Below are 23,882 nucleotides of genomic sequence, written 5' to 3' on the forward strand. Positions count from 1 at the left end.
TTTAGATGTTTAGATGTTTAGATGTTTAGATGTTTAGATGTTTAGATGTTTAGATGTTTAGATGTTTAGATGTTTAGATGTTTAGATGTTTAGATGTTTAGATGTTTAGATGTTTAGATGTTTAGATGTTTAGATGTTTAGATGTTTAGATGTTTAGATGTTTAGATGTTTAGATGTTTAGATGTTTAGATGTTTAGATAAAAAATAATCTTTAAGACACATTTTCGCTATTTTTATTTTAATATTTTTTCTTTTTTTATATTTCAGGCAATAAAAAAGGTCTCAACATAAATACTTATGTTGAGACCTTTAACACTAAATAAAATAAATTATTTAGCGCCTGCTTGAGCTGCGGCTACTTCTTCAGCAAAGCTCATTTCTACTTTTTTCTCAATTCCTTCACCCACTTCAAAGCGAACAAATTCTGCAACAGTAGTACCTGTTGATTTTAAGATTTCTGCAACTTTTTTGTCGTTATCAATCACGTACATTTGACGTTCAAGAACAACTTCATTCAAGTATTTTTCTACAGAACCTGTAACCATTTTTTCAACAATGTTGGCAGGCTTACCAGATTCAATTGCTTTTGCTTCAGCAATTTCTTTTTCTTTTGCAACAAGTTCAGCAGGAACTGCTTCAGCGTTGACTGCAACAGGGTTAAATGCCGCAATATGCATTGCCAAGCCTTTACCTGTATCTGCACTGCCTGTGTAAGACACAACAACACCGATTTTCAAGCCATGCTTATACACAGCAAGATTTTCACCTTCAACGATTTTTGCACGGCGAATTTGAATGTTTTCACCAATTTTTTGAACCAATGCAATACGTGCTTCTTCTACTGTTTGAGCATCATCAAATTGAAGTGTCGCAACTTGAGCAACATCAACTGTACCTGTTGATAAAATAATCTCTGCAACTTTTTTAGAGAAGTTTGCAAAGTTTTCATCTTTTGCAACAAAGTCAGTTTGACAGTTTACTTCTAACAACACAGCTTTATTGCCTTCTTGAGCAATTGTAATTGCGCCGTCTGCTGCAATGTTGCCTGCTTTTTTAGCAGCTTTTGCTTGACCAGATTTACGTAGGTTGTCAATTGCAACTTCGACATCACCATTCGCTTCTGTTAAAGCTTTTTTGCATTCCATCATTGCTAGACCAGTACGGTCACGTAACTCTTTTACCATGCTTGCAGTAATTGCAGTCATGCTATTCTCCTAATTTAAGGTAGAAAATAAATCTGTGAAGAAAAACGGCCCAAAAAAGATATGGGCCGTTTGCTTTTCTTGACGCTCAGTATGCCATCATTAGATGTTACAAAAATGACACGCTTGCGTCATTATTTGCATTAAGCCTCAGAAGTTGCTTCTTTTGCAGCTTCGTCAGTTTTTGCTTGAGCATTCGCTTGAGTTTGTGCATATTCTTTACCAGCAAGAATCGCATTCGCCATTGCAGAAGCATAAAGTGTTACAGCACGGATTGCATCGTCATTACCAGGAATAATGTAATCCACATTATCTGGGTTTGAGTTTGTATCTACGATACCGATCACAGGAATACCAAGATTCTTCGCTTCTTTAATAGCAATCGCTTCATGATCAACGTCAATGATGAATAAAGCATCAGGCAAACCGCCCATGTTCTTTACACCACCTAAAGAGCGTTCAAGTTTATCCATCTCACGGGTACGTTCTAATGCTTCACGCTTAGTTAGCTTCGCAAAAGTACCATCTTGAGATTGAGTTTGAAGGTCTTTCAAACGATTGATTGATTGGCGAAGCGTTTTCCAGTTCGTCAACATACCACCTAACCAACGGTGATCTACATACGGTTGGCCTGCACGTTGTGCTTGCTCACGAATGATATTTGACGCTGCACGCTTAGTACCTACGAACAATACTTTGTTCTTTTTGCTTGCAAGCTGGTTTACAAAATTTAACGCATCGTTTAACGCAGGAACAGTATGCTCCAAGTTAATGATGTGAATTTTGTTACGCGCACCAAAGATGTAATCACGCATTTTTGGATTCCAAAAACGTGTTTGGTGACCGAAGTGTGCGCCTGCTTGAAGAAGGTCACGCATGCCTACGTTGTAATCTGCCATTTTAATACCTTAAAATTTGGGTTAAGCCTCCATATATCCTCATTCTCCACCTTATAAAAGGCACCCAGAGTAATGTGTCGACATATGTGCGGATTTATTTAGAACACGTTTTAAACATAAGCCTGAATGAAACAAAATTTATTCATAAAAGCATTTGATAAAACGGGTGCGTATTTATACCATAGTCAGATATAAATTAGCAAAAGTTTTTCAACATCATGAATAGTACTTATCACGCACCCAAACATCTCATCAAAACACCTGAAGAAATTGAAAAAATGCGAACAGCTGGCCGCTTAGCAGCAGACGTTTTAGAGATGATTAAACCGCATATTCAACCTGGCGTAAGTACTTTAGACATTGATAAAATATGTCATGACTATATTGTTAATGTTCAAGACGCCATTCCTGCATGCTTAGGTTATGGTGCAGCACCGGGGCGCGCAGCATTTCAACATGCAACTTGTACATCTGTAAATCATGTGGTTTGTCACGGGATTCCATCGGAAAATAAAATCTTAAAACAAGGCGATATTTTAAATATTGATGTCACCGTGATTAAAGATGGCTACCACGGCGATACAAATATGATGTACATCGTAGGCGGAGAAACCTCAATTTTAGCCAATCGTTTATGTAAGGTCGCACAAGAAGCCCTATATCGTGGGATTGAAGTCGTTAAACCCGGTGCTTATGTTGGCGATATTGGTGCAATCATTCAAAAATATGTCGAATCTGAACGATTTAGTGTTGTGCGTGAATATTGCGGCCACGGCATCGGTTCTACATTTCACGATGAACCACAAATTTTACACTATGGACAAAAAAATACAGGAATGCGTTTAGAAGCAGGTATGACGTTCACGATTGAACCGATGGTTAATGCAGGTGTTTGGCAAACCAAAACACTTGGTGACAAATGGACAGTAGTGACTAAAGACCACAAACTCTCTGCACAATATGAACACACTCTTTTAGTTACCGATACAGGTGTAGATATTTTAACACCTAGACCCGATGAAGATTTGACACGTTTTATACAATCATAATCAAAAAAAGAAGGGTGATTTTTATCACCCTTCTTTTTTATGAATGAATGAACAGTTCATTACACCATTATGCAAATACTTTAAAACGACTTTCGTCTTCCATAAATTCTTTACTTTGAGCATCTGCTTCAATTGAACCAAATACTAGCTGTGCACGTAGTTTCCAAGATGCAGGTATATCAAAAAGCTTAGCAACTTCTTCATCTGCAATTGGGTTGTAGTGCTGTAATGATGCGCCCACTTTTTGCTCTGACAATGCGGTCCACACTGCAAACTGTGCAATGGCTGTCGAATGTTCAGACCAAATTGGGAAATTTTCAGCATACGTTGCAAATTGTTCTTGTAGACCTTTAACAACATCTTGGTCTTCATAAAACAGTACAGTCCCCTTTCCTGCAGCAAAGCTGTCCATACGTTGTGCAGTAGATTCAAACTTATCTTCAGGAATCATTTTACGTAATGTTTCTTTTACGATTTCCCAAAATTTAAGATGAGATGCATCAAACAAAACCACTGCACGAGAAGATTGTGAATTAAAAGCAGATGGGCTTAAACGTACAGCTTTTTTAATTAATGTTTCTAGTTCACCATTAGATAATTCTGTTGTTTTTCCAAGGGCATAAATACTACGACGTGTTTCGATTTCTTGAATAAATGACATGTTACATCGCTCCGTAATAAATATCATTCTATGATATTAGTGAAATAGTTTTACTGTGACAGTATAAGTAAAGTAATCAATATAAATATATGTCATTTTTTCAACAGATCATTGCATTATTGAAACGATATATTCTGAATATGTAACTTAGATCAAGCAATGTTATAATATGTAAAAGCTGTTTAAAATATCATCTTTTTTGAGATGATTAACAACCTTAGCAATCACAAGTCACCGAAAAACACCTCATTATTTTCAATGCAAAACATATCATTTCCCATGCAGAGGCCTTTATGAAAAAATATCAATGTATTGTATGCGATTTTATTTACAATGAAGCGGAAGGGTGGCCAGAAGAAGGAATTCAAGCAGGTACAGCATGGGAAGATGTGCCCGAAGATTGGACCTGTCCCGATTGTGGTATGACCAAATCATCTTTTGAAATGATAGAAATCTAAACAGCGCAGACACGATTGAACTCAAAGAAAAAGAAATCATATGCTCACAGGACTTCTCACTAAAGATATGTTAATGTGACGAAGATGTACTCTATGATTGATACAAGTGACGTGACTATATAATACAATGAGCCATACGACAGATCATTTACGCCCCTCACCGTATTCAACGATGTTTCAAGAAACATCTGTACAGCTTAAAAATGGTTTAAATATACATTTAGAGGTCGCAGGCAATCCTACACACCCATGTATTGTCCTTATTATGGGATTAGGTTGCCAATTGGTTCATTGGCCCCTGCCTTTTTGTGAATATTTAGTAAAACAAGGCTTTTATGTGGTACGTTTTGATAATCGAGACATTGGATTGTCTTCAAAATTTGAATACTTAGATACTCCTCCAAATATATTACAACTGATGCTTCGTTTTAAATTAGGCTTAAAAAATAAACCATTATGCTACACACTCGTTGATATGGCTGAAGATACAGCCTCCTTATTAGCACATTTAGGCATCGAAAAATATGCTGTACTTGGTGCATCAATGGGCGGTATGATTGCACAAATATTGGCAGCAACATATCCTCAACATGTGCAAAAAGTTGGTTTATTATTTACCAGTAATAACCAAGCATTTTTACCTGCGCCACACCTGAAACAATTACGTGTATTTTTCAGTCGTGCTCAATCCACTCAAAAAGTAGATGTCGTGGCGCATAACATTAAAGTCAATGCAACCATTGGTTCACCACATTATGTGAACACAAAACAGGTGCAAGAAATTTCAGAAATTGCCTATGATCGTTGTTATATGCCTAGTGGCATATTACGACAATTATTCGCTATACTATGTACAGGTTCCTTACGAAAGTGGGATCAAAAAATTACTCAACCAACTCTTGTCGTTCATGGTGACTGTGACAAACTCCTCCCTGCAAGGCATGGAAAGGCCGTCGTGAATGCAATAAAAGGCGCAAAGTTTAAACTCATCTCAGGTATGGGGCACGATATTCCAGATGAATATATTGCACACTTGGGCACTTTGTTTACACAACATTTTAAATCTTAAAAGTAATAATATATTATGGCCGCACTACCTTCACTAAGACAGCTTTCTTATTTAGTTACTCTGTCTGAAACACTGCACTTCACCGAAGCAGCTCGCAGATCTTTCGTGACACAATCCACTTTATCTGGTGGTATTATGGAACTTGAGAGGTTACTAAGTGGGGTTTTAGTTGAACGAGACAGGCAAAATGTCCGCTTAACACCTCTTGGTGAGCAAGTGGTTGCTCGAGCGCGAGTTCTTCTTGCAGATGCACAAGATTTAATGCGTTTAAGCCGTGAGATGAGCGAGCCACTGACCGGTGACTTACACCTTGGAATCATTCCAACGATTGCCCCGTTTATTTTAACGCAACTTTTAGATGAAGTTCATCAACAATTGCCAAAAATTCAGTTGCACTTACATGAAGCTCAAACTGAAAAAATTGTCGAAAAACTTGAACATGGCAGTTTAGACATGATCATTTTGGCACTGCCATTTGACATTCGTGGTTTAAAAGTTGCAGAAATTTTTGAAGAAGAATTGGTACTGACCTACAACAAAGAAGATCAAAAATGTGCCGAAGCAAATAGTTTAGATGATTTAGACAATGCTCGACTCATGCTTTTAGAAGAAGGGCATTGTTTACGTGATCACGTACTCAGCGCATGTCCTATTGGTGATCGAAAAACAGACCACCGTATTAAAGCAAGCTCACTACCAACGTTAGTGGAAATGGTTTCTTCAAACCTAGGTTATACCCTCTTGCCTGAAATTTCTTTACACAAACAGGTATTACAATATAACCGCGAGTTAAAAACCAAACATATTGAAAATGCACCTAACCGTACAATTTCTTTAGTCACACGTAAAAGTACCCCTTTACTTAAAGAGTTTGAAGTACTGACTGAAATTTTGAAAAAAATTACTCAGCGAACAACTTAAAACACATAAAAAAGGAAGCCTAGGCTTCCTTTTTTATGAATGATACTTTGTCATTAATCAGAGACCGTCTGAACATCATCCGTTACAATTTCAGCGTCTAGTTCAAGTACATCATCTTCAATCACTGCCTCCACTGAAACCACTTTCACAAGTGTTTCATCGGTCAAACGAATTAGACGTACACCTTGTGCATTACGACCCGTGGTTGCCACTTCAGATGCGCGTGTACGAACCATTGTTCCAGCATTAGAAATAAGTAACATTTCTTTACTTTCATCAATTGCAACAGCACCGACAAGTTCACCATTACGCTCACTGGTCTTAATGGCAATAATTCCTTTACCACCACGTTTTTTGGTTGGAAAGTCATCTACCGATGTTCGTTTGCCGTACCCATTTTCACAAGCACATAACACTTCACCGTGTTCAGGCACAACAACCAAAGATACAATACGGCTAATAATGTTCAATGCAGAATCATGATCTTCCGTTGGTTCATCTTGTTCAGGTTCTATCTCATCTACATCAATCGCGCCAGATGATGCAAAACTTACGCGCATTCCTCGAACACCACGTGCTGTACGCCCCATTGCACGTACATCTGTTTCTGCAAAACGAATGGCTTTACCTTCGTTAGAAAACAACATAATTTGTTTTTGGCCATCGGTAATCGAAACACCAATTAACGTATCTTCTTCATTTAACTCAATCGCACGTAAACCATTTGAACGCACATTGCTAAACTGAGCAAGTTCTACACGTTTTACCGTACCTGATGCAGTTGCCATAAAGACATAATGATCAGCAGGAAAATCTTTTACAGGTAAAATTGCAGTAATTGTTTCATGTTGCTCTAATGGCAACAAATTAATCATTGGACGACCTTTTGCACCACGTGAGGCTTGAGGCACCTCATAAGCTTTTAGTCGATACACTTTACCTACATTGGTAAAACATAAAACCGTCGCATGATTAGAAGTTACAATTAAGTGCTGAATAATATCATCGCTTTTCATAGAGGTTGCAGATTTACCACGACCACCACGACGCTGTGCTTGATAATCAGACAGTGGTTGTGTTTTTGCATAGCCTGTTTGCGAAACGGTTAGTACTATTTGCTCTTCTGGAATTAAATCTTCACGGCTAAAATCAATACGTGATTCAACAATATCTGTCGAACGTGCATCACCATACTGGTGTAATACTTGCGCCAACTCATCTCGAATCACAGCCATGAGTAAATTAAAGTCATTGAGTATTGCTGTTAATTCTGCGATTTGACTCAGAATATCGCTATATTCCGCATGTAGTTTATCTTGCTCTAAACCAGTTAAGCGATGTAGTCTCAATTCTAAAATTGCATTGACTTGTACAGGCGACAAACGATAGATTTGATTCGAAAGGCCAAAAGGACGTGCAAGGTCTTCACCCTCTATGATTTCTGGGCGAACAGAAACAGAGCCTGCTTTTTCTAGCAAAGAGATTACACCACCACCTGACCATTCGCTTTCAATCAAGCGTTTACGTGCTTCACTTGGATTAGGCGACGTTTTAATGGTTTCGATCACTACATCAATATTTGCTAAAGCAACCGTTAAACCTTCTAAAATATGACCACGCTCACGAGCTTTACGCAACTCAAACATGGTACGGCGCGTTACCACTTCTTGACGATGTCGAATAAATGCCGCAATAATATCCTTCAAATTCATTAATTTAGGTTGACCATTATCTAGGCAAACCATATTAATACTAAATGAATTTTCAAGCTGTGTATTTAAAAATAGGTTGTTTACAATAACTTCAGCATTTTCCCCACGCTTTAAGTCAATCGCAATACGCATACCTTCTTTATCAGATTCATCACGTAATTCAGAGATTCCTTCAAGCTTTTTTTCTTTAACCAATTCTGCAATACGCTCAATCACACGTGCTTTATTGACTTGATATGGAATTTCTGTAAATACAATTGTTGTGCGATGCGTTTTTGCATCTTCTTCAAAGTGGTATTTACCACGAATATGCAATCGGCCTTTACCTGTACGGTAAGCATCGACAATACCCGCTTTTCCGTAAATAATACCGCCTGTTGGAAAGTCTGGCCCACTAATATGTTCCATGAGTCCTTCAATGGAAATATTGGGATTATCTGCATAGGCTAAACACGCATGAACCACTTCGGTCATATTATGCGGTGCCATATTTGTTGCCATACCTACAGCAATACCTGCAGTACCATTAATCAATAGATTAGGGATACGTGTGGGTAGCACTTGAGGAATACGCTCAGAACCGTCGTAGTTGTCTTCCCAATCGACTGTATCTTTTTCAAGGTCTGCTAACAACTCGTGTGCTAAACGTGTCATTCGTACTTCGGTATAACGCATGGCAGCTGCACTATCGCCATCAATAGAACCAAAGTTTCCTTGACCATCAACAAGTCGATAACGCAAACTAAAATCTTGCGCCATGCGTACAATGGTTTCATACACTGCAGAATCACCATGTGGGTGATATTTACCAATCACATCACCCACAACACGAGCAGATTTCTTATAGGCTTTATTATAGTCATTGCCTAACTCATGCATTGCAAACAATACACGGCGGTGAACGGGTTTCAGGCCATCTCTCACATCAGGCAATGCACGAGAAACGATGACACTCATCGCATAGTCTAAATACGAATGCTTGAGTTCGTCCTCAATGGCAATCGGTCTTATTTCCGATACGCTCATGCATACTCCTTATTCTTTGGATTAACCAATTTTACTAATCTTAGACATAACATACAGAATAAATTAGTTGAAAAAAATCAAACTAAAACGAGATAAAATTTAACGTTTTATTATATCACATTTTGCATATTAAACATGTTCTAAGCAGTAAACGATTGCGATTTTTGTGGGTGATCTTCATATCTCACTCAACCTCAAAAAAGTAAATCTTCGATCTTTAAAATAACGCCTACATTTAAAACAGCCCTGAAAACATAAAAAAAACGCCTCTAAAGTTAGAGGCATTTTTGAAGTTCGAAACTTATATTTTAGAGGTCAACTCAGGGATTACAGTATTTAAATCACCAACTAACCAATAGTCTGCGACTGCATTAATTGGTGCTTCTTCATCTTTGTTAATAGCAACGATGACTTTAGAATCTTTCATACCAGCCAAGTGCTGAATTGCACCAGAAATACCCGCGGCAATATACAAGTCTGGCGCAACAATTTTTCCTGTTTGCCCCACTTGCATATCATTTGGTACAAAGCCTGCATCTACAGCAGCACGAGACGCACCTTGCGCTGCACCCAATTTATCAGCCAATGGATCTAATACCGCATGATAGTTCTCTGCTGAACCTACACCACGGCCACCTGAAACCACAACACGAGCAGCTGAAAGTTCTGGACGTGCAGTCTTGATGATCTGTTCAGCCACAAAACGAGATACTTTAGCATCTTCAGCCAATGTAATCGTATCTACAGCTGCAGAACCACCTGTATTTGCAACAGCATCAAATGCAGTTGTACGTACTGTTGCTACAACAATGCGTTCATCTGATTGAACTGTTGCAATGGCATTACCTGCATAAATTGCACGTTTAAATGTGTTTTCAGACACCACAGAAATAATATCTGTCACCATACTTACATCAAGTAAGGCTGCAACACGCGGTAAGATGTTTTTTCCCATCGTGGTTGATGGCGCTAAAACATGACGATAATTTTGTGCAAGCTCGGCCACCAAAGCAGATACATTTTCGGCCAATTGATGCGCATATACAGCATGATCGGCAACCAATACTTTCGCTACACCAGATACATCTTTTGCTTGATCTGCAACTGCAGCGACATGCTCACCTACAACCAACAACGTAATCTCTGCACCAATTTTTTGAGCCGCTGCCACCACATGTAAAGTAGCACTATTTAAAGCCACATTATCATGTTCAGCAAGAACTAAAATACTCATTGATTTTTCCTTTTCGTATCAGATCACTTTAGCTTCATTTTTAAGCTTATCAACCAACTCATCCACCGAAGTCACTTGCACACCTGTTTGACGTTCAGCAGGACTATCTACACGTACAGTTTTCAGTTTTGTACCTGCTGTGATGCCATAATCAGCCAAAGTTTTGACCACTAAAGGTTTTTTGCGTGCTTTCATGATGTCAGGTAGTTTGACATAACGTGGCTCATTTAAACGCAAATCTGCAGTAATTACTGCAGGAAGTGTTAATGCTATTGTTTGCAAACCACCATCAACTTCACGCACGACTTGCACTTGGTTTGATTCGACTTGAATTTCTGACGCAAATGTCGCTTGCCCTGAACCTAGTAGAGCACTTAACATTTGTCCTACTTGATTAGAATCGTCGTCTATGGCTTGCTTACCCAGTAAGATCAGCTCAGGTTGCTCTTCTTGTACAATCGCTTTGAGCACTTTAGCAACTTCTAGTGCACCAATTTCGTCATTTGTTTCAACCAAAATTGAACGATCGCCACCTAGTGCCATAGATGAGCGAAGTTGCTCTTGAGATTCTTTCCCACCTACAGAAACAATCACAATTTCAGAGACAATACCCTTTTCTTTTAAACGTACTGCTTCTTCCACAGCAATTTCGCAAAATGGGTTAATTGACATTTTTACGTTGGTCAAATCAACACCACTATTGTCTTGCTTAATGCGAACCTTCACATTAGCATCTACTACACGTTTGACTGCAACCAGAGCCTTCATGTCGTCCTCGGCTATATGTTTAAATAATACAAAAGGAAAAGCAAAATGCTTTTCAAGTTTATTTTCGGTGCTTATCTTGCATTGATGTGCCCAATTTGGTCAAGCAACAATTATGTATCGATGATGTTTTTTTTATTAAAATATGATCTTAATCTAAGATTTCCATCTCAAAGTCCAATAAAAACCAAGCAAAAAAACAAAATAAGTAAAATAAAAACATAGACCTACATGCGTAAACTCAAAAAAATTTATATAATATTTACTGATATATAACATAAAAAATATTCAGTTTGCTGATATGTTGATTTTTCATATTTTGACCACTTGGTTTTAATATTCACCACCTCAATCCTAGATTAATTTGAAAGCATCCAAGTTGCAGCCAACATAATTAAACCACCTGACCCTAAATCAATCCATTTTTGTTGTTTGGCTTGAATATTTCTTCCTTGCACAAAGCGAGCACACACTACACTCAATACACTATACACAACAAAACACAAGCCAATAAAAATAAAAGAGAGTGTTAAACCTTGTAAAACAGTATTTCCTTGTCGATCGATAAACTGTGGTAAAATTGCAAAGTAAATTAGCATGCCTTTAGGGTTTAAAAGCGCAGTAAAAAAACCTTTTTTAATCGGATGTTTTGTCACCTTACTATTCAAGCTTAAATTATTGCCTTGCGTTAGCGCTGTTCGAAAGAGTGAAAAAGCGAGGAACAATAAATACATAACCCCAATATAACGAATAATTTCAAACAAAATTGGGTACGCCATAATAATGGCAGAAATTCCTAACGCCACTAAAACAGAATGAACCATATATCCCAAACACACTCCAGACGTTGCCATTACGCCTGTTCTAGGCCCCTTACCCATCGCTTGCGATAAAATAAACAACATATCAGGGCCAGGTGTAAAAATCAGTGGAATAATAGTCAACGCAAATATTGTAAAATCAGACACTTGTGGAACACTCTATTTAGATTCATACGATGACAATATTATCTAAATTTTGTCATAAAATTAGCTATCAAATATTTTATAATTACTTTAATTTTTAGAATTTAATTTTAATTTATGAAACTTAATTCATCAGATATTCGAGTAAAGCTCGATAGAATAGATAAAAATATTATTAGACTATTACAAAAAAATGGTCGTATTCAAAATAATGATTTGGCCAAAGAGATTGGACTATCGCCATCTTCTTGTTTACGGCGAGTCAAACTCCTTGAAGATGCTGGCGTGATCGAAAGCTACACTACTTTAGTGAATCCACAAAAAGTGGGACTTCAGTTAATTTTATTTTCAAGAATTTGGCTTATTGGACAAGATGCTGAAACCATTAATATATTTATAGAAGCAATGAAAGAACTTCCTCAAGTCATGGATTGCTACATTATTTTGGGGGAATGCGATGCAATGTTAAAAGTAGTAGTGACAGATTTAGACAGTTATCGTAAATTTCAGTCTAGCCATTTGACTAAAAAAAATGGTATTACTAGCGTGAAGACTGACTTACCTAGTCAAATTATTAAACAAAGTTACCAACTACCATTATAAATGAGAAAAATATGTCTTTTGTACAACCTGTTCAGTTATCAAAACATGGTGTTTTGCTCGAACCACTTACACATGAACATTTGTATGGCCTCACTGCAGCCTGTCAAGATGGAGAACTTTGGAAAATTAGAGTGACATCCACCCCTAAGGCAGATGAAGTAAAACAATATATTAATACTGCATGTAATCAAGGCCTACTTGGGCATCGTTTTGCGTTTGCTGTCATTGAAAAAGATACAGGGCAAGTAATAGGCACCACCAGCTACCACGATATTTTAGCAGATGTAAAACGTGTAGAAATTGGCTATACATGGTATGCACAATCTGTACAACGCACTCATGTAAACACCACCTGTAAATTGTTACTTTTAGAGCATGCATTTGAAACTTTAAATTGTAATACCGTGGCTTTTCGCACCGATATTTTCAACTTTAAAAGCCAACGTGCGATTGAACGTTTAGGTGCCAAAAAAGACGGAATTATTCGGGGGAATGCCTTTAGAAAAGACAACACCATCAGAGATACTGTTATGTATAGTATCAGCTCTAGTGAATGGCCAGATATCAAAGCACACATAACAGATTTATTATCACGGCATGGTTTAAACGCCTGATTTTTTTCGTTATGATGAAATATAGCCAAATGAAAGATTTTTCGCCATGTTTCAGCCGCCACAATATCAAGAAAATGATTTAAAAACATTACAGCAATTCATTCAGCAACATAATTTTGCAACGCTCATGAGTTATAATTCAACTCATGAGCGGATTGAAGCAGATCACTTACCTTTTCTATTCGACCCCAAGCAGGGGCTTTACGGCACACTAACTGCACATATTGCAAAAGAAAATCCACTCTATACGCACATCAAACACGGTCAGTCAGTATTGATTAGCTTTCAAGGCGACCAACACTACATTAGCCCGCATTGGTATCCAAGTAAAAAACAGCATCAACGTACGGTTCCTACATGGAATTATATGGTCGTGCACGTCAGAGGTTACTTACGCTGTATAGATGATAAAAAATCGCTTCTGGCTTTGCTTGGGCGCTTAACACGCCAACATGAATCTACTCAAGCCATGCCTTGGAAAATGAAAGACGCGCCTGCCGAATATATCAATGCTTTACTCAATGACATTGCCGTCATTTCGATTGACATTGAAAGCATGACAGGTCAATTTAAAACGAGCCAAGATCGCCCACAAGAAGATAAAATATCTGTTGCAAAGGCACTTAAAAATACAGCGCCACATATGTCTCAACATATTCAACAACACACAGATTAGTTTTTTTGTGCTCTAGGGTGAGCTTGATCATATACCGTAGCTAAACGCTCAAAATCTAAGTGCGTATAAATTTGCGTTGTTGATAAATTACTGTGTCCCAACATTTCTTGTACTGCTCTTAAATCTCCACTTGCAGACAACATATGACTTGCAAAACAGTGTCGAAGTAAGTGGGGATGTAAGTTAATATTTACCCCTGCTCGGTGTGCCTGAAATTTCACTCGATTTTCAATCTGTCTGTGACTTAAAGCAGATCCTTTTTGAGAAATGAATACGGCATCTGTGGCTTTAAATCCTCCTTGCCATATTCGATATACTTTTAACCACTCAATCAATGCATGTTTTGCTTTTTCACCAAAAGGAATAATACGTTCTTTACTTCCCTTACCCATCACCCTCAATAAGCGTCTATTAAAATCAAGGTCTTGAAAAGATAGTCGCTGTATTTCAGACAAGCGTATGCCACTTGTATATAAAAGCTCTAAAATGGCTTTATCGCGCAGCCAAAGTTGTTGATCTATTGGGTTTTCAGGGGTAGGTTGATCTAAAATTTGTATGATTGTTTCAGCATCGACAAGACCAGGTAGTGCTCTTGCCTGACGCTTAAGATGAAAATCTGCAGAAAAATTTTGGACAATAAGATGGTTTTCAGTGACCCATTTCATAAACTGACGGATTGCACTCAACTGACGTTGTAAACTACTTGAACTCAAACGCCCATGTTCAACCCTAAAAGTCAAATACTCTCGTAAATCTGAGGCCTCAATATCAAGCAATGCCAAATTTTTTTTATCACAAAACTCAACAAAAGCGGTGAGATCTCGTCGATATGCAGCCAAGGTGTGTTCAGATTGATTTTGTCTTTGCCGAACATTCAACCAACTGTCTAGCCAGTACCACGTATCCATGATAGTTACTCAAAAATATGCCAAGCCTGTAAGCAAACACGCTTGGCATAGGCTGTTAATGTTGAAAATAACTTAAATCCAAGCGACCTTCATATACTGTTGCCGTTGGACCTGTCATATAAACCACGCCACCTTCTTGCCATGCAATATGTAGTCGGCCACCTGCAAGCTCAATCTCAACATCATCACCCAACAAGCCACGGCGCATTGCACTTACTGCAGCAGCACATGCCCCTGTACCACATGCTAATGTTTCACCAACACCACGCTCAAATACACGTAAACGCGCCTGTTTTTCATTAAGGATTTGTAAAAACCCTGCATTGACTCGATTAGGAAACTTAACATGTTTCTCAATTTGAGGGCCCAAGCGTGCAACATCGACCTGTAATACATCATGTACAACTGTTACAGCATGGGGATTTCCCATATTCACAACATCAATTTTAATTGTGAGTTGATCTGCAAGCTCCAAGTCATATAAAACATCACTAGGTTGTGCATTAAATGGAATATCATGCGGTAAAAATTTAGGTTGCCCCATATTAACGCGTACCCAACCATTCACGCCAAGTTCAGGCTCAACTACGCCTGATTTTGTTTGTACTTTGATTTTGGTTTTACGCGTTAATTTACGATCATGCACAAATCGAGCAAAACAGCGCACTCCATTACCGCACTGCTCCACCTCAGATCCATCTGCATTAAAAATACGATATTTAAAATCGACATTTGGTAAATCTGGTGGCTCAACAATTAAAAGTTGATCAAACCCAATGCCAAAATGACGATCTGCTAAACGCTGAATTGTCAATGGATCAAAATGAGCTTGTTGGCTAATCAGGTCAACCACCATAAAGTCATTACCCAGGCCATGCATTTTACTAAATTCAAGCAACATGATTATTCCTCAGGTAAAAAATGCTCTTTTTCCCATAATGATGCAATGGTTTCACGATCACGTATAATGTGTGATTGGGTTCCATCCACCATAATTTCAGCTGCACGTGCTCGTGTATTGTAATTTGAACTCATCACAAAACCGTATGCCCCTGCCCCAAAAATAGCTAAAGTATCATTAGGTTGTAAGTTCAAATCACGATCTTTCGCTAAAAAATCACCTGTTTCGCAAATTGCACCAACAACATCCCAAGTTTTCGTTTCACCTTCTAGACGAGGGGTAACAGGCTGTACATTCATCCAGGCTTGATACAACGATGGGCGAATTAAATCATTCATTGCCGCATCAACAATAGCAAAGTTGCGATGATTGGTTGGTTTAAGTAAGTCTACTTTGGTTAATAAAATTCCTGCATTTGCGCTAATACTACGACCCGGCTCCATATATACTGTAAGGCCTAAACGCTCAAGCGATGGGCGTAATGCCTGTGCAAACTGAACAACACTGGGTGGAGTTTCATCTTTATAAACCACACCTAAACCACCACCGATATCAATATGCTGTAGCTCAATACCAATGTCTTTAAGCTCGGTGATCATCAGTTCTAAACGCGCTAAAGCATCTTCAAAAGGCTGTGTTTCAGTCAATTGTGAGCCAATGTGACAGTCTATACCAATCACATTTAAATGCGGTAAACTATGGGCATAACGATAGGTTTCTAAAACAGCATCACTTTGTATACCAAATTTATTTTCTTTTAGACCTGTTGAAATATATGGATGCGTATTGGCATCTACATCTGGATTTACTCGTAGAGAAATAGGAGCTTTCAGGTTGAGTTTTGCAGCAACTTTTTCAATACGATCTAATTCTGCGTACGATTCCACATTAAAACATGCAATGCCAACTTGTAATGCTTTTTCGATATCTGCTTCTGATTTACCCAAACCTGAAAAAACAATCTTTTTTGCATCACCCCCTGCAGCCAATACACGTGCAAGCTCACCACCTGTCACAATGTCAAACCCCGCCCCTATTTTAGATAACAGACGAAGAACAGCCAAGTTAGAGTTTGACTTAACTGCATAACATACCTGATGTGGTATATAAGAAAATGCCTGATCTAATTCAAGAAAATGCTTTTCAAACGTGGCTTTAGAATATACATATAAAGGTGTGCCAAATTGCTGGGCTAATTGTTCTAAATTACATTGTTCTGCATGTAAAATCCCATCTATACGGGTGAAACTCATAAATCATCCTTATCTAGAAATAGATCAAATGTCTTTAATATTACATCATGTCATCGCTTAGTGTTTCGAAGAGACATTTGAATCTTTTTGATCGTTAAGCGTGCTGTCTGATGGATGCCAAAGTAAATACTTAGGGCGAGTATCTAAATCAGGGTCATTGGTCAGTTGTAGTGCACCAGACTGCCCACAACCCACTAGACTACCCAGTAAGATCAACCCGATCATATATTTTACTGTATGCATAGCCTGCTCTTCTTCATTTGTGACTTTGAATTAAGTATAACGTGATGTAGATCACTTGGAAATGAAATAATCAAAGATGTTGGTTTTTTTAAAAGTGACTCTAAAAAAGCTAAGTATCTAAATTATATAAAAATATTCAAAAAATATTATTATGAAACACAATAGCACAATGCACCACAATGGGTACAAAAAAGCACCAAGTCAGAACTTTAATTCAACTAAAGTTCCAACTTGGTGCAAAATACATCAATTTAGCTTCAATAAAAACGATTCATGAATTAAAATTGTTTTTTATCTGACTGTCCTTTTAATCTTGGTTTATAAAAACCATAGTAACCAATTGCCAATACAATCAGCCAAATCGGACTCACAATTAAAGATTTTCGCGTATCATCTTCTAAACTTAAAATACCAATCGTAAATAAGAAGAAAATAATGACCGCATAACACATCGCAATACCACCTGGCATTTTGAATTTTGATTTTGCATGTAATTCTGGACGTAATTTACGATAACGAATATAACAAACTAAAATAATGATCCAAACAGACAAGAATAAAATCGTACATAACGTTCCCGCAAGGGTAAACGCTTCGATAGTATTAGGTACAAAATATTGTAGTAATGAACCACCCATAATACATGCACATGAGAAAATCAAACCGTTTGCAGGTACGCCATTTTTTGTTAAAAAGCTCAAAAGTTTAGGTGCTTGACCATCTTTTGCCAAACCAAACATCATACGACTTGTTGAAAATACACCACTATTCATTGATGACATAACTGAAGACAAGACCACCAAATTCATGATAATCGCTGCAGTTGGAATTCCTGCCATTAAAAATAGCTCAACGAATGGGCTACGATCTGCTTTTACTTCAGTCCATGGTGTCACAGACATTACAACAACAAGTGACAATACATAAAATAAAATGACACGAATTGGAATAGAGTTAATTGCTTTTGGTAAGTTTTTCTCTGGATCTTTTGTTTCAGCCGCTGTGGTACCGACCAACTCAACACCCATAAAAGCAAAGATGGCAATTTGGAATCCTGCTAAAAAGCCATTCATACCATGTGGGAACATACCACCATGATTCCAAATATTACTAAACGATGCTGTTGTTCCATTTGGTGATTGGAAGCTGGTCACTACCATATAGATACCAATCAACACTAAGGCAATAATTGCAACAATCTTAATAATCGCAAACCAAAATTCGACTTCCCCAAACAACTTAACGGTCAGCAAATTAAGAACGAATAAAAATAATACACAACCTGCACTGATCATTGCCTGATCTATAGGAGAAAATGTGGCACCCGGAGGGAGCCAAAATGTTAAATAACTGACGACAGCGGTTAAGTCCGCCATGCCCACAAGTACCCAACCAATCCAATAGGTCCAACCAACATAAAACCCAATGCCAGGACCCAGTAGATCATATGCCATGTCTACAAATGATTTATAATTTAAATTTGAAAGTAATAGCTCACCTAATGCACGCATGAGAAAGAAAATCATGGTACCGATGATCATATAAATAAATAAAATCGATGGACCTGCCAACGAAATTGTTTTTCCCGACCCCATAAACAAACCCGTACCAATTGCACCACCAATGGCAATCAACTGTAAATGACGGTTTGTTAAATTACGTTGTAAATCTGAAGAATGTTCATTTTGTACAGTCATTCAGTGTCTTCCTAAAATATAGTATACATTTTTTATTATAAGCAAAAACCATTCCAATTAAACAGAAAAGTCTCGAGTTATTTCTATATTCGTGCAATAAAAAGCATGAGATAATCTAATTCACTTACACAAATATCGACGTTATGAGTAAAGTAAAGACCGTATATCGTTGTCAACAATGTGGTACAGATCACTCTAAATGGGCAGGACAATGCACTGACTGTGGTGAATGGAATTCTCTTCTTGAAGTACGTTTAGACCATGCAACCACTCACCGTGCCAAACCTAAAATCAATGGCTATGCAGGTCAGATTTCAGATATCACCACACTCAATCAAATTTCTATTTCTCACGAATCTAGATTAAATACAGGTATTGATGAGTTCGACCGTGTTTTAGGTGGTGGACTTGTGACTGGTTCAGTCGTTTTGATTGGTGGTGATCCAGGAATTGGTAAATCGACCATTTTGCTACAAACAGCAACCTATATGGCAAGCCAACAACAAGCTGCATTGTATGTCACAGGTGAAGAATCTTTATCTCAAGTTGCTTTACGTGCACAGCGTTTAGAATTAAATACAGCACATCTTAAAGTCATGGCAGAAACATGTGTGGAACGTATTTGTGAAGCCTTGGCACAACAACGACCTGCTGTTGCTATTTTAGACTCCATTCAAACACTGTATACAGAAACCATTCAATCTGCACCCGGCGGTGTTTCACAAATTCGTGAATCTGCCGCTTTACTCACTCGTTTTGCAAAACACAGTGGTACAGCACTATTTCTTGTTGGACACGTGACCAAAGAAGGTGCGCTAGCAGGGCCTCGTGTTCTTGAACATATGGTCGACTGTGTTTTGTATTTTGAAGGTCAATCTGACTCAAGATACCGTATGATTCGTGCAGTCAAAAACCGTTTTGGTGCAGTCAATGAACTCGGCGTGTTTGGCATGACAGATCGAGGTTTAAAAGAAGTGTCTAATCCGTCTGCGATTTTTTTAAGCCGTTATGATGAACCAATTGCAGGTTCTGTGGTGATGGTCAGTCGAGAAGGTACACGCCCTCTTTTAGTCGAGGTTCAAGCCTTAGTCGATGACGCACACGGACAAGCACGCAGAGTGTCCTTAGGTTTAGATCAAAATAGACTCAATATGCTATTAGCAGTGATGCATCGTCATGGTGGCATTCAAACTACAGGGCAAGATGTGTACGTGAATATTGTTGGTGGATTAAAAATTACCGAAACAGGATCTGATCTCGCTGTATTATTGGCCTGCGCTTCAAGTTTACGTGGTAAAGCCTTTCCACAACAACTCGCTGTTTTCGGAGAAGTTGGCTTATCAGGTGAAATTCGACCTGTACCCAATGGGCAAGAACGATTAAAAGAAGCCGTTAAACATGGTTTTGAATATATTATTTTACCTAGAGCCAATGCACCACAAAAAACCATGAAAGGAATTAAAGTGATTGCTGTTGCTCGCTTACATGAAGCTTTGGCTGAAGCATTACAACTAGAGCAATAATCTGAGACTATTCTTCCGAAAAACCATGGTATTTTGTTATTTTTTACCCCTAGCTATTGAATTTTTGAATATTTACTGCATAAATGTACTCTTAACTTTGTTTAATTTTCATAGGAAAAATTAATGAAATTACGCCAACGTGGCTTAGTTGCTACTATTTTAATGGCAACTTTGGTGGTTTCACCGTTAGTAGAAGCAAAGCGTGCTGGTAATGGCAAAAGCCAAGGTATGCAACGCTCTGTCGCTCCAAGTCAGTCAAGACAGCAACAAGTACCTGCTCAACAACGTGCACCACAGCAAGCACCTGTTACAGCGCCACAGCAAAACACTGGTTCAAATACAGGTAGAATGGTTGCAGCTGGTGTTGCAGGTGCGGCGGTGGGTGCAATTGCAGCCAATGCTTTAGCCGATGACAAAACATCATCACATCAAAATGCAAACAGCCAAGCAACAGCAAGTGCCTCCCAACCTGCTGAAGTGAAACAAGAACCAGTTCAACAAGCTCAACAACCTGAAGAGAAAAAATCAGGTATTCCTTCGTGGATTTGGTTAATTCTTATTGCTGGTGCTGCTTTTTTTATCTTCAGAAAAATGGGGGCAAAAAAAAAATTAGAGGCCAATAAGAGTAATCCATATGCACCAAATAGTGGTGGTACAGCAACACCACCTTTTGGGCAAAATACGGCATCTAACTCAAATAGTAATATTTACGGTCAAAGTGTTGGTGGTTCTACAAACAATCAGCAGCAGGCACCATTTTCAACGAACAATAACAGTACGTTGCCCGATGGTACTGAGCAATCTGCATTTTTACGTGTGGCGCGCCAACGCTTTAACCATATTCAATCCATGAATACAGCAAGCAATATTGAAGAAATTCGTCGTTACTTAACTAACGACCTATATAACTCAATGCATCAAGACATTATGGCAAATCGTGATCAAGATGTGGCAGAGTTTCAAAATCTCAATGCTGAACTTGCAGATGCTGCCACTGAAAATGGTCAATATGTTGCAAGCGTTCGCTTTAGCGGTTTGGTTTCAGAAGACTTAAATAGCACTGCACAACCTTTTACAGAAGTATGGCACTTTGTTAAAGGCACCAATGGCCAACAAGATTGGTTAGTTGCTGGTATTCAAGTTGAACATTAATCTCTTTTAAAAAAAACAGCCTCACATTGAGGCTGTTTTTTTTATCTATTTGGCAAAGGAATATATTCAGACTGACTACGTTTCTTTTGTCTCTCTCCTACGATCACCATCAACGTTAAAGGTTGCATGTTTCTTAATAACTCAAGCTTTACTGTGGTACCTGGTGCTTGAAGAGCAACATAATTAATTAAATGTGATGCTGACGTAATCTCCACACCATTTACACGAAGAATATGGTCGCCCTGACGTACCCCTGCTTGCGCACTTGGGCCAGAAGCAGATACGCTTGCAACTTCAATCCCCTCTTCTTTATTGCCAACCACATCACCACTATATTGCGTAGGCACTAAACTTAGGCCTAACCAACCACGTATGACTTTACCTTGCTTTAAAATAGAGTCGAACACGTGCTGACAAACTTTTGCAGGAATTGCAAAACCAATACCTAAAGAACCACCCGATTGAGAAAATATGGCTGTGTTTAGACCAATTAATTGGCCTTTAACATCAACTAAAGCCCCTCCAGAATTACCAGGGTTAATCGCTGCATCTGTTTGAATAAAGTCTTCATAGGTATTAATCCCAAGATCTGAACGACCCAAAGCTGAAATAATTCCCTGCGTGACCGTTTGCCCTACACCAAACGGATTACCAATCGCGAGCACCACATCACCCACATCATTGCCTTCTGTTTTAAAAGACATGATAGGCAATTGCGTTAAATCGATCTTAATGACAGCCAAATCAGTATCGGGATCTATACCAACCACACTCGCCACTGCACGGCGACCATCTTTGAGTGCCACAATAATTTGATCAGCTTGAGTAATCACATGATTATTGGTTAATATATAACCATCTTCACGCATAATGACCCCTGAACCCAAATTGTTTTCATTCTTATTTTTTAATTCAGGAATTTGATTTCTAAAAAAATCTCTAATGCCATTTTCATTGGACAACACTCTATTTTGATTCTTGATTTTTTGTGTAGTAAAAATATTAACTACAGCAGGTGCTGCTATATTTACAGCCTCACGGTAGGACGTCATCATTGGTGGCACATCATGTTTTACAGATGCTTTATCCTGTGTTTGTGTTACATCAGATGAAGTCACAGATTGAGGTGTTAATTTAGATGTACCTAGCTTTTGTGATTGCCAAAATAAAAAGATCACGATCACCACTATTGCCCATGGCAACCACTTCAATGCTTTACTCACAAAAAATGCCCTCATTGAACGACTTTAAGGTATTGATACCTATTATTTTATCATTTATTTTCAATCTAGATTTTACGAGACCAAATATCTAATCTACCATATTGCGACCATCAACATCATATTTAACCTAACATTACCTTCAAGAGGCGTATAGGCAATGGCACAACTTCACAACATTATCACATGGTGCGACCACACGTTAAAAAGCCATGAGTTTAAAGATTATGCACCGAATGGTTTACAAATTGAAGGATGTAAAGAAACCACATCTATCACCTGTGCAGTCACTGCCTCAATGGACGCTATAGAGGCATGTATCAAAAATGGCTCTAAACTACTTTTAGTACATCATGGGTATTTTTGGAAAGGTGAAGCCTATCCTATTAAAGGCATGCGTGGCAACCGCATAAAAAAACTCATTGAACATCAAATTTCTTTGGTGGCTTACCATTTACCGCTAGATGCTCATCCTACTTTAGGAAATAATGCTGCAATTGCTGACCTTTTAGAGTTAACTGATATTACTGCATTAGACCCAACGCAAAAACATCCGATTGGTAATATTGGAACACTCCCCATTGCACTGACTGCAGAGGAATTTAAAAATAAATTAGCTCAAGTCATTCAACCCAAGATTCTACATTTACCTGCGAATAAAACACATATTAAAAAAGTTGGTTTTTGTACAGGGGCTGCCCAAGACTTCATTGAACATGCTGAAAAACAAGCATGTGACGCCTACTTATCTGGTGAAGTGAGTGAACGAACATTTTATGAAGCCAAAGAACTGAATGTACATTATTATGCATGTGGACATCACTCCACCGAACGTTATGGTGTTCAACGTTTAGGACAAGCCATGTGTAAACAATTTGATTTAGATTATCATTATTTTGAACAAAATAATCCTGTATAAACTCCACAGAACGCTTACTCATCTTTTAATGATCAATACATTTCATATGCCAACATCTTCCATATGATCTCAAGAGACCAAAACCATCAAGTGGTATAAATATTTATACCACTAACCAATGTATACTCGTTCAAAGCATCATTTTATTGACTTTTACACACGCTTTTAGCAGGCACAATCGTATACATAACATCTAAGTGCACAGCGAGTAA

Annotated in this window: 23 protein-coding genes; 10 read left to right on the forward strand and 13 right to left on the reverse strand. The window is 38.2% G+C overall.

The features are described 5' to 3' along the window. Positions 1-329: 329 nt before the first annotated feature. A complete protein-coding gene (gene tsf / locus I2F17_RS00005) occupies positions 330-1,205 on the reverse strand; it encodes a translation elongation factor Ts (RefSeq protein WP_211138774.1) in 876 nt (291 codons plus the stop codon). Between the two features lie 140 nt (positions 1,206-1,345). Next, positions 1,346-2,101: a 30S ribosomal protein S2 gene (gene rpsB, locus I2F17_RS00010; protein ID WP_196421940.1), complete on the reverse strand. Its 756-nt coding sequence runs from the start codon at positions 2,099-2,101 to the stop codon at positions 1,346-1,348. A 218-nt stretch (positions 2,102-2,319) separates the two neighbouring features. Between rpsB and map the strand changes: the two genes are divergently transcribed. Beyond that, positions 2,320-3,150, forward strand: coding sequence for a type I methionyl aminopeptidase (gene map, locus I2F17_RS00015; RefSeq protein ID WP_196421939.1), 831 nt, complete (start codon positions 2,320-2,322; stop codon positions 3,148-3,150). A gap of 67 nt (positions 3,151-3,217) precedes the next feature. Here the strand turns inward: map and I2F17_RS00020 are convergent, their stop codons facing one another. Further along, on the reverse strand, positions 3,218-3,811 hold the full coding sequence (locus I2F17_RS00020; RefSeq protein WP_196421938.1) for a nitroreductase family protein: 594 nt from the start codon (positions 3,809-3,811) through the stop codon (positions 3,218-3,220). A 293-nt stretch (positions 3,812-4,104) separates the two neighbouring features. On the opposite strand from I2F17_RS00020, the gene I2F17_RS00025 reads away from it, so the two are divergent. The 3 genes from I2F17_RS00025 to oxyR all read left to right on the forward strand — a co-directional run bounded on the left by I2F17_RS00025 (position 4,105) and on the right by oxyR (position 6,259). After that, on the forward strand, positions 4,105-4,269 hold the full coding sequence (locus I2F17_RS00025) for a rubredoxin (RefSeq protein ID WP_196421937.1): 165 nt from the start codon (positions 4,105-4,107) through the stop codon (positions 4,267-4,269). 127 nt (positions 4,270-4,396) lie between these two features. Next, entirely contained in the window at positions 4,397-5,338 is a 942-nt protein-coding gene (locus I2F17_RS00030) for an alpha/beta fold hydrolase (RefSeq protein ID WP_211138775.1), read from the forward strand. A gap of 15 nt (positions 5,339-5,353) precedes the next feature. After that, positions 5,354-6,259 carry a LysR family transcriptional regulator OxyR gene (gene oxyR, locus I2F17_RS00035; protein ID WP_196421935.1) on the forward strand — a complete coding sequence of 302 codons (906 nt, stop codon included), beginning with the start codon at positions 5,354-5,356 and terminating at the stop codon, positions 6,257-6,259. Positions 6,260-6,312: 53 nt separating this feature from the next. On the opposite strand, the gene gyrA is transcribed toward oxyR, so the two are convergent. The 4 genes from gyrA to I2F17_RS00055 form a co-directional block, all read right to left on the reverse strand. Next, positions 6,313-8,997, reverse strand: a complete 2,685-nt coding sequence (gene gyrA, locus I2F17_RS00040; protein WP_211138776.1) for a DNA gyrase subunit A — start codon at positions 8,995-8,997, stop codon at positions 6,313-6,315. Between the two features lie 301 nt (positions 8,998-9,298). Continuing rightward, positions 9,299-10,231, reverse strand: a complete 933-nt coding sequence (locus tag I2F17_RS00045) for an electron transfer flavoprotein subunit alpha/FixB family protein (RefSeq protein WP_196421933.1) — start codon at positions 10,229-10,231, stop codon at positions 9,299-9,301. Positions 10,232-10,249: 18 nt separating this feature from the next. After that, entirely contained in the window at positions 10,250-10,999 is a 750-nt protein-coding gene (locus I2F17_RS00050) for an electron transfer flavoprotein subunit beta/FixA family protein (RefSeq protein ID WP_196421932.1), read from the reverse strand. 356 nt (positions 11,000-11,355) lie between these two features. Next, positions 11,356-11,964, reverse strand: coding sequence for a LysE family translocator (locus tag I2F17_RS00055; protein WP_211138777.1), 609 nt, complete (start codon positions 11,962-11,964; stop codon positions 11,356-11,358). Between the two features lie 114 nt (positions 11,965-12,078). Between I2F17_RS00055 and I2F17_RS00060 the strand changes: the two genes are divergently transcribed. From I2F17_RS00060 to I2F17_RS00070, 3 genes are read left to right on the forward strand one after another with little or no spacing between them, the layout of a single operon-like run. Further along, positions 12,079-12,564 carry an Lrp/AsnC family transcriptional regulator gene (locus tag I2F17_RS00060; protein ID WP_196421930.1) on the forward strand — a complete coding sequence of 162 codons (486 nt, stop codon included), beginning with the start codon at positions 12,079-12,081 and terminating at the stop codon, positions 12,562-12,564. Between the two features lie 11 nt (positions 12,565-12,575). Next, positions 12,576-13,178: a GNAT family N-acetyltransferase gene (locus I2F17_RS00065; protein WP_196421929.1), complete on the forward strand. Its 603-nt coding sequence runs from the start codon at positions 12,576-12,578 to the stop codon at positions 13,176-13,178. Positions 13,179-13,224: 46 nt separating this feature from the next. Next, the gene (locus tag I2F17_RS00070; RefSeq protein ID WP_211138778.1) at positions 13,225-13,854 is read left to right on the forward strand and encodes an FMN-binding negative transcriptional regulator; all 630 of its coding nucleotides are present in this window, start codon (positions 13,225-13,227) and stop codon (positions 13,852-13,854) included. Here I2F17_RS00070 and I2F17_RS00075 read toward each other — a convergent pair. The 5 genes from I2F17_RS00075 to I2F17_RS00095 all read right to left on the reverse strand — a co-directional run bounded on the left by I2F17_RS00075 (position 13,851) and on the right by I2F17_RS00095 (position 18,856). Continuing rightward, complete coding sequence (locus I2F17_RS00075; RefSeq protein WP_211138779.1) at positions 13,851-14,762, reverse strand: tyrosine recombinase XerC; 912 nt, start codon at positions 14,760-14,762, stop codon at positions 13,851-13,853. The genes I2F17_RS00070 and I2F17_RS00075 overlap by 4 nt on opposite strands. A gap of 55 nt (positions 14,763-14,817) precedes the next feature. Further along, the gene (dapF, locus tag I2F17_RS00080) at positions 14,818-15,663 is read right to left on the reverse strand and encodes a diaminopimelate epimerase (protein WP_196421926.1); all 846 of its coding nucleotides are present in this window, start codon (positions 15,661-15,663) and stop codon (positions 14,818-14,820) included. 2 nt (positions 15,664-15,665) lie between these two features. Further along, positions 15,666-16,916: a diaminopimelate decarboxylase gene (gene lysA, locus I2F17_RS00085; protein ID WP_211138780.1), complete on the reverse strand. Its 1,251-nt coding sequence runs from the start codon at positions 16,914-16,916 to the stop codon at positions 15,666-15,668. Between the two features lie 57 nt (positions 16,917-16,973). Further along, positions 16,974-17,159 carry a hypothetical protein gene (locus I2F17_RS00090; protein WP_196421924.1) on the reverse strand — a complete coding sequence of 62 codons (186 nt, stop codon included), beginning with the start codon at positions 17,157-17,159 and terminating at the stop codon, positions 16,974-16,976. Positions 17,160-17,437: 278 nt separating this feature from the next. After that, complete coding sequence (locus tag I2F17_RS00095) at positions 17,438-18,856, reverse strand: amino acid permease (RefSeq protein WP_196421923.1); 1,419 nt, start codon at positions 18,854-18,856, stop codon at positions 17,438-17,440. A 143-nt stretch (positions 18,857-18,999) separates the two neighbouring features. Here I2F17_RS00095 and radA point away from each other — a divergent pair, with 143 nt between their 5' ends. Continuing rightward, entirely contained in the window at positions 19,000-20,379 is a 1,380-nt protein-coding gene (radA, locus tag I2F17_RS00100) for a DNA repair protein RadA (protein WP_196421922.1), read from the forward strand. 123 nt (positions 20,380-20,502) lie between these two features. Continuing rightward, positions 20,503-21,531, forward strand: coding sequence for a Tim44 domain-containing protein (locus I2F17_RS00105; protein ID WP_211138781.1), 1,029 nt, complete (start codon positions 20,503-20,505; stop codon positions 21,529-21,531). A 41-nt stretch (positions 21,532-21,572) separates the two neighbouring features. On the opposite strand, the gene I2F17_RS00110 is transcribed toward I2F17_RS00105, so the two are convergent. Further along, positions 21,573-22,754 (reverse strand): S1C family serine protease, encoded by a 1,182-nt coding sequence (locus I2F17_RS00110; protein WP_211138782.1) that lies wholly within the window; start codon positions 22,752-22,754, stop codon positions 21,573-21,575. A gap of 157 nt (positions 22,755-22,911) precedes the next feature. Between I2F17_RS00110 and I2F17_RS00115 the strand changes: the two genes are divergently transcribed. Beyond that, positions 22,912-23,670, forward strand: a complete 759-nt coding sequence (locus tag I2F17_RS00115) for a Nif3-like dinuclear metal center hexameric protein (protein WP_211138783.1) — start codon at positions 22,912-22,914, stop codon at positions 23,668-23,670. The last annotated feature ends 212 nt before the right edge of the window (positions 23,671-23,882 follow it).

This window comes from Acinetobacter baretiae (assembly GCF_015627105.1).
GTDB classification, from domain to species: domain Bacteria; phylum Pseudomonadota; class Gammaproteobacteria; order Pseudomonadales; family Moraxellaceae; genus Acinetobacter; species Acinetobacter baretiae.

Excerpts from the sequence above, each read along its gene's own strand:
- I2F17_RS00060 (WP_196421930.1), top strand. The coding sequence starts at position 12,079 with ATGAAACTTAATTCATCAGATATTCGAGTAAAGCTCGATAGAATAGAT.
- I2F17_RS00065 (WP_196421929.1), top strand. The coding sequence starts at position 12,576 with ATGTCTTTTGTACAACCTGTTCAGTTATCAAAACATGGTGTTTTGCTC.
- I2F17_RS00105 (WP_211138781.1), top strand. The coding sequence starts at position 20,503 with ATGAAATTACGCCAACGTGGCTTAGTTGCTACTATTTTAATGGCAACT.
- gyrA (WP_211138776.1), bottom strand. The coding sequence starts at position 8,997 with ATGAGCGTATCGGAAATAAGACCGATTGCCATTGAGGACGAACTCAAG.
- I2F17_RS00050 (WP_196421932.1), bottom strand. The coding sequence starts at position 10,999 with ATGAAGGCTCTGGTTGCAGTCAAACGTGTAGTAGATGCTAATGTGAAG.
- dapF (WP_196421926.1), bottom strand. The coding sequence starts at position 15,663 with ATGTTGCTTGAATTTAGTAAAATGCATGGCCTGGGTAATGACTTTATG.
- I2F17_RS00045 (WP_196421933.1), bottom strand. The coding sequence starts at position 10,231 with ATGAGTATTTTAGTTCTTGCTGAACATGATAATGTGGCTTTAAATAGT.
- I2F17_RS00070 (WP_211138778.1), top strand. The coding sequence starts at position 13,225 with ATGTTTCAGCCGCCACAATATCAAGAAAATGATTTAAAAACATTACAG.
- I2F17_RS00025 (WP_196421937.1), top strand. The coding sequence starts at position 4,105 with ATGAAAAAATATCAATGTATTGTATGCGATTTTATTTACAATGAAGCG.
- tsf (WP_211138774.1), bottom strand. The coding sequence starts at position 1,205 with ATGACTGCAATTACTGCAAGCATGGTAAAAGAGTTACGTGACCGTACT.
- radA (WP_196421922.1), top strand. The coding sequence starts at position 19,000 with ATGAGTAAAGTAAAGACCGTATATCGTTGTCAACAATGTGGTACAGAT.
- oxyR (WP_196421935.1), top strand. The coding sequence starts at position 5,354 with ATGGCCGCACTACCTTCACTAAGACAGCTTTCTTATTTAGTTACTCTG.
- rpsB (WP_196421940.1), bottom strand. The coding sequence starts at position 2,101 with ATGGCAGATTACAACGTAGGCATGCGTGACCTTCTTCAAGCAGGCGCA.
- I2F17_RS00090 (WP_196421924.1), bottom strand. The coding sequence starts at position 17,159 with ATGCATACAGTAAAATATATGATCGGGTTGATCTTACTGGGTAGTCTA.
- lysA (WP_211138780.1), bottom strand. The coding sequence starts at position 16,916 with ATGAGTTTCACCCGTATAGATGGGATTTTACATGCAGAACAATGTAAT.
- I2F17_RS00075 (WP_211138779.1), bottom strand. The coding sequence starts at position 14,762 with ATGGATACGTGGTACTGGCTAGACAGTTGGTTGAATGTTCGGCAAAGA.
- I2F17_RS00030 (WP_211138775.1), top strand. The coding sequence starts at position 4,397 with ATGAGCCATACGACAGATCATTTACGCCCCTCACCGTATTCAACGATG.
- map (WP_196421939.1), top strand. The coding sequence starts at position 2,320 with ATGAATAGTACTTATCACGCACCCAAACATCTCATCAAAACACCTGAA.
- I2F17_RS00115 (WP_211138783.1), top strand. The coding sequence starts at position 22,912 with ATGGCACAACTTCACAACATTATCACATGGTGCGACCACACGTTAAAA.
- I2F17_RS00095 (WP_196421923.1), bottom strand. The coding sequence starts at position 18,856 with ATGACTGTACAAAATGAACATTCTTCAGATTTACAACGTAATTTAACA.
- I2F17_RS00020 (WP_196421938.1), bottom strand. The coding sequence starts at position 3,811 with ATGTCATTTATTCAAGAAATCGAAACACGTCGTAGTATTTATGCCCTT.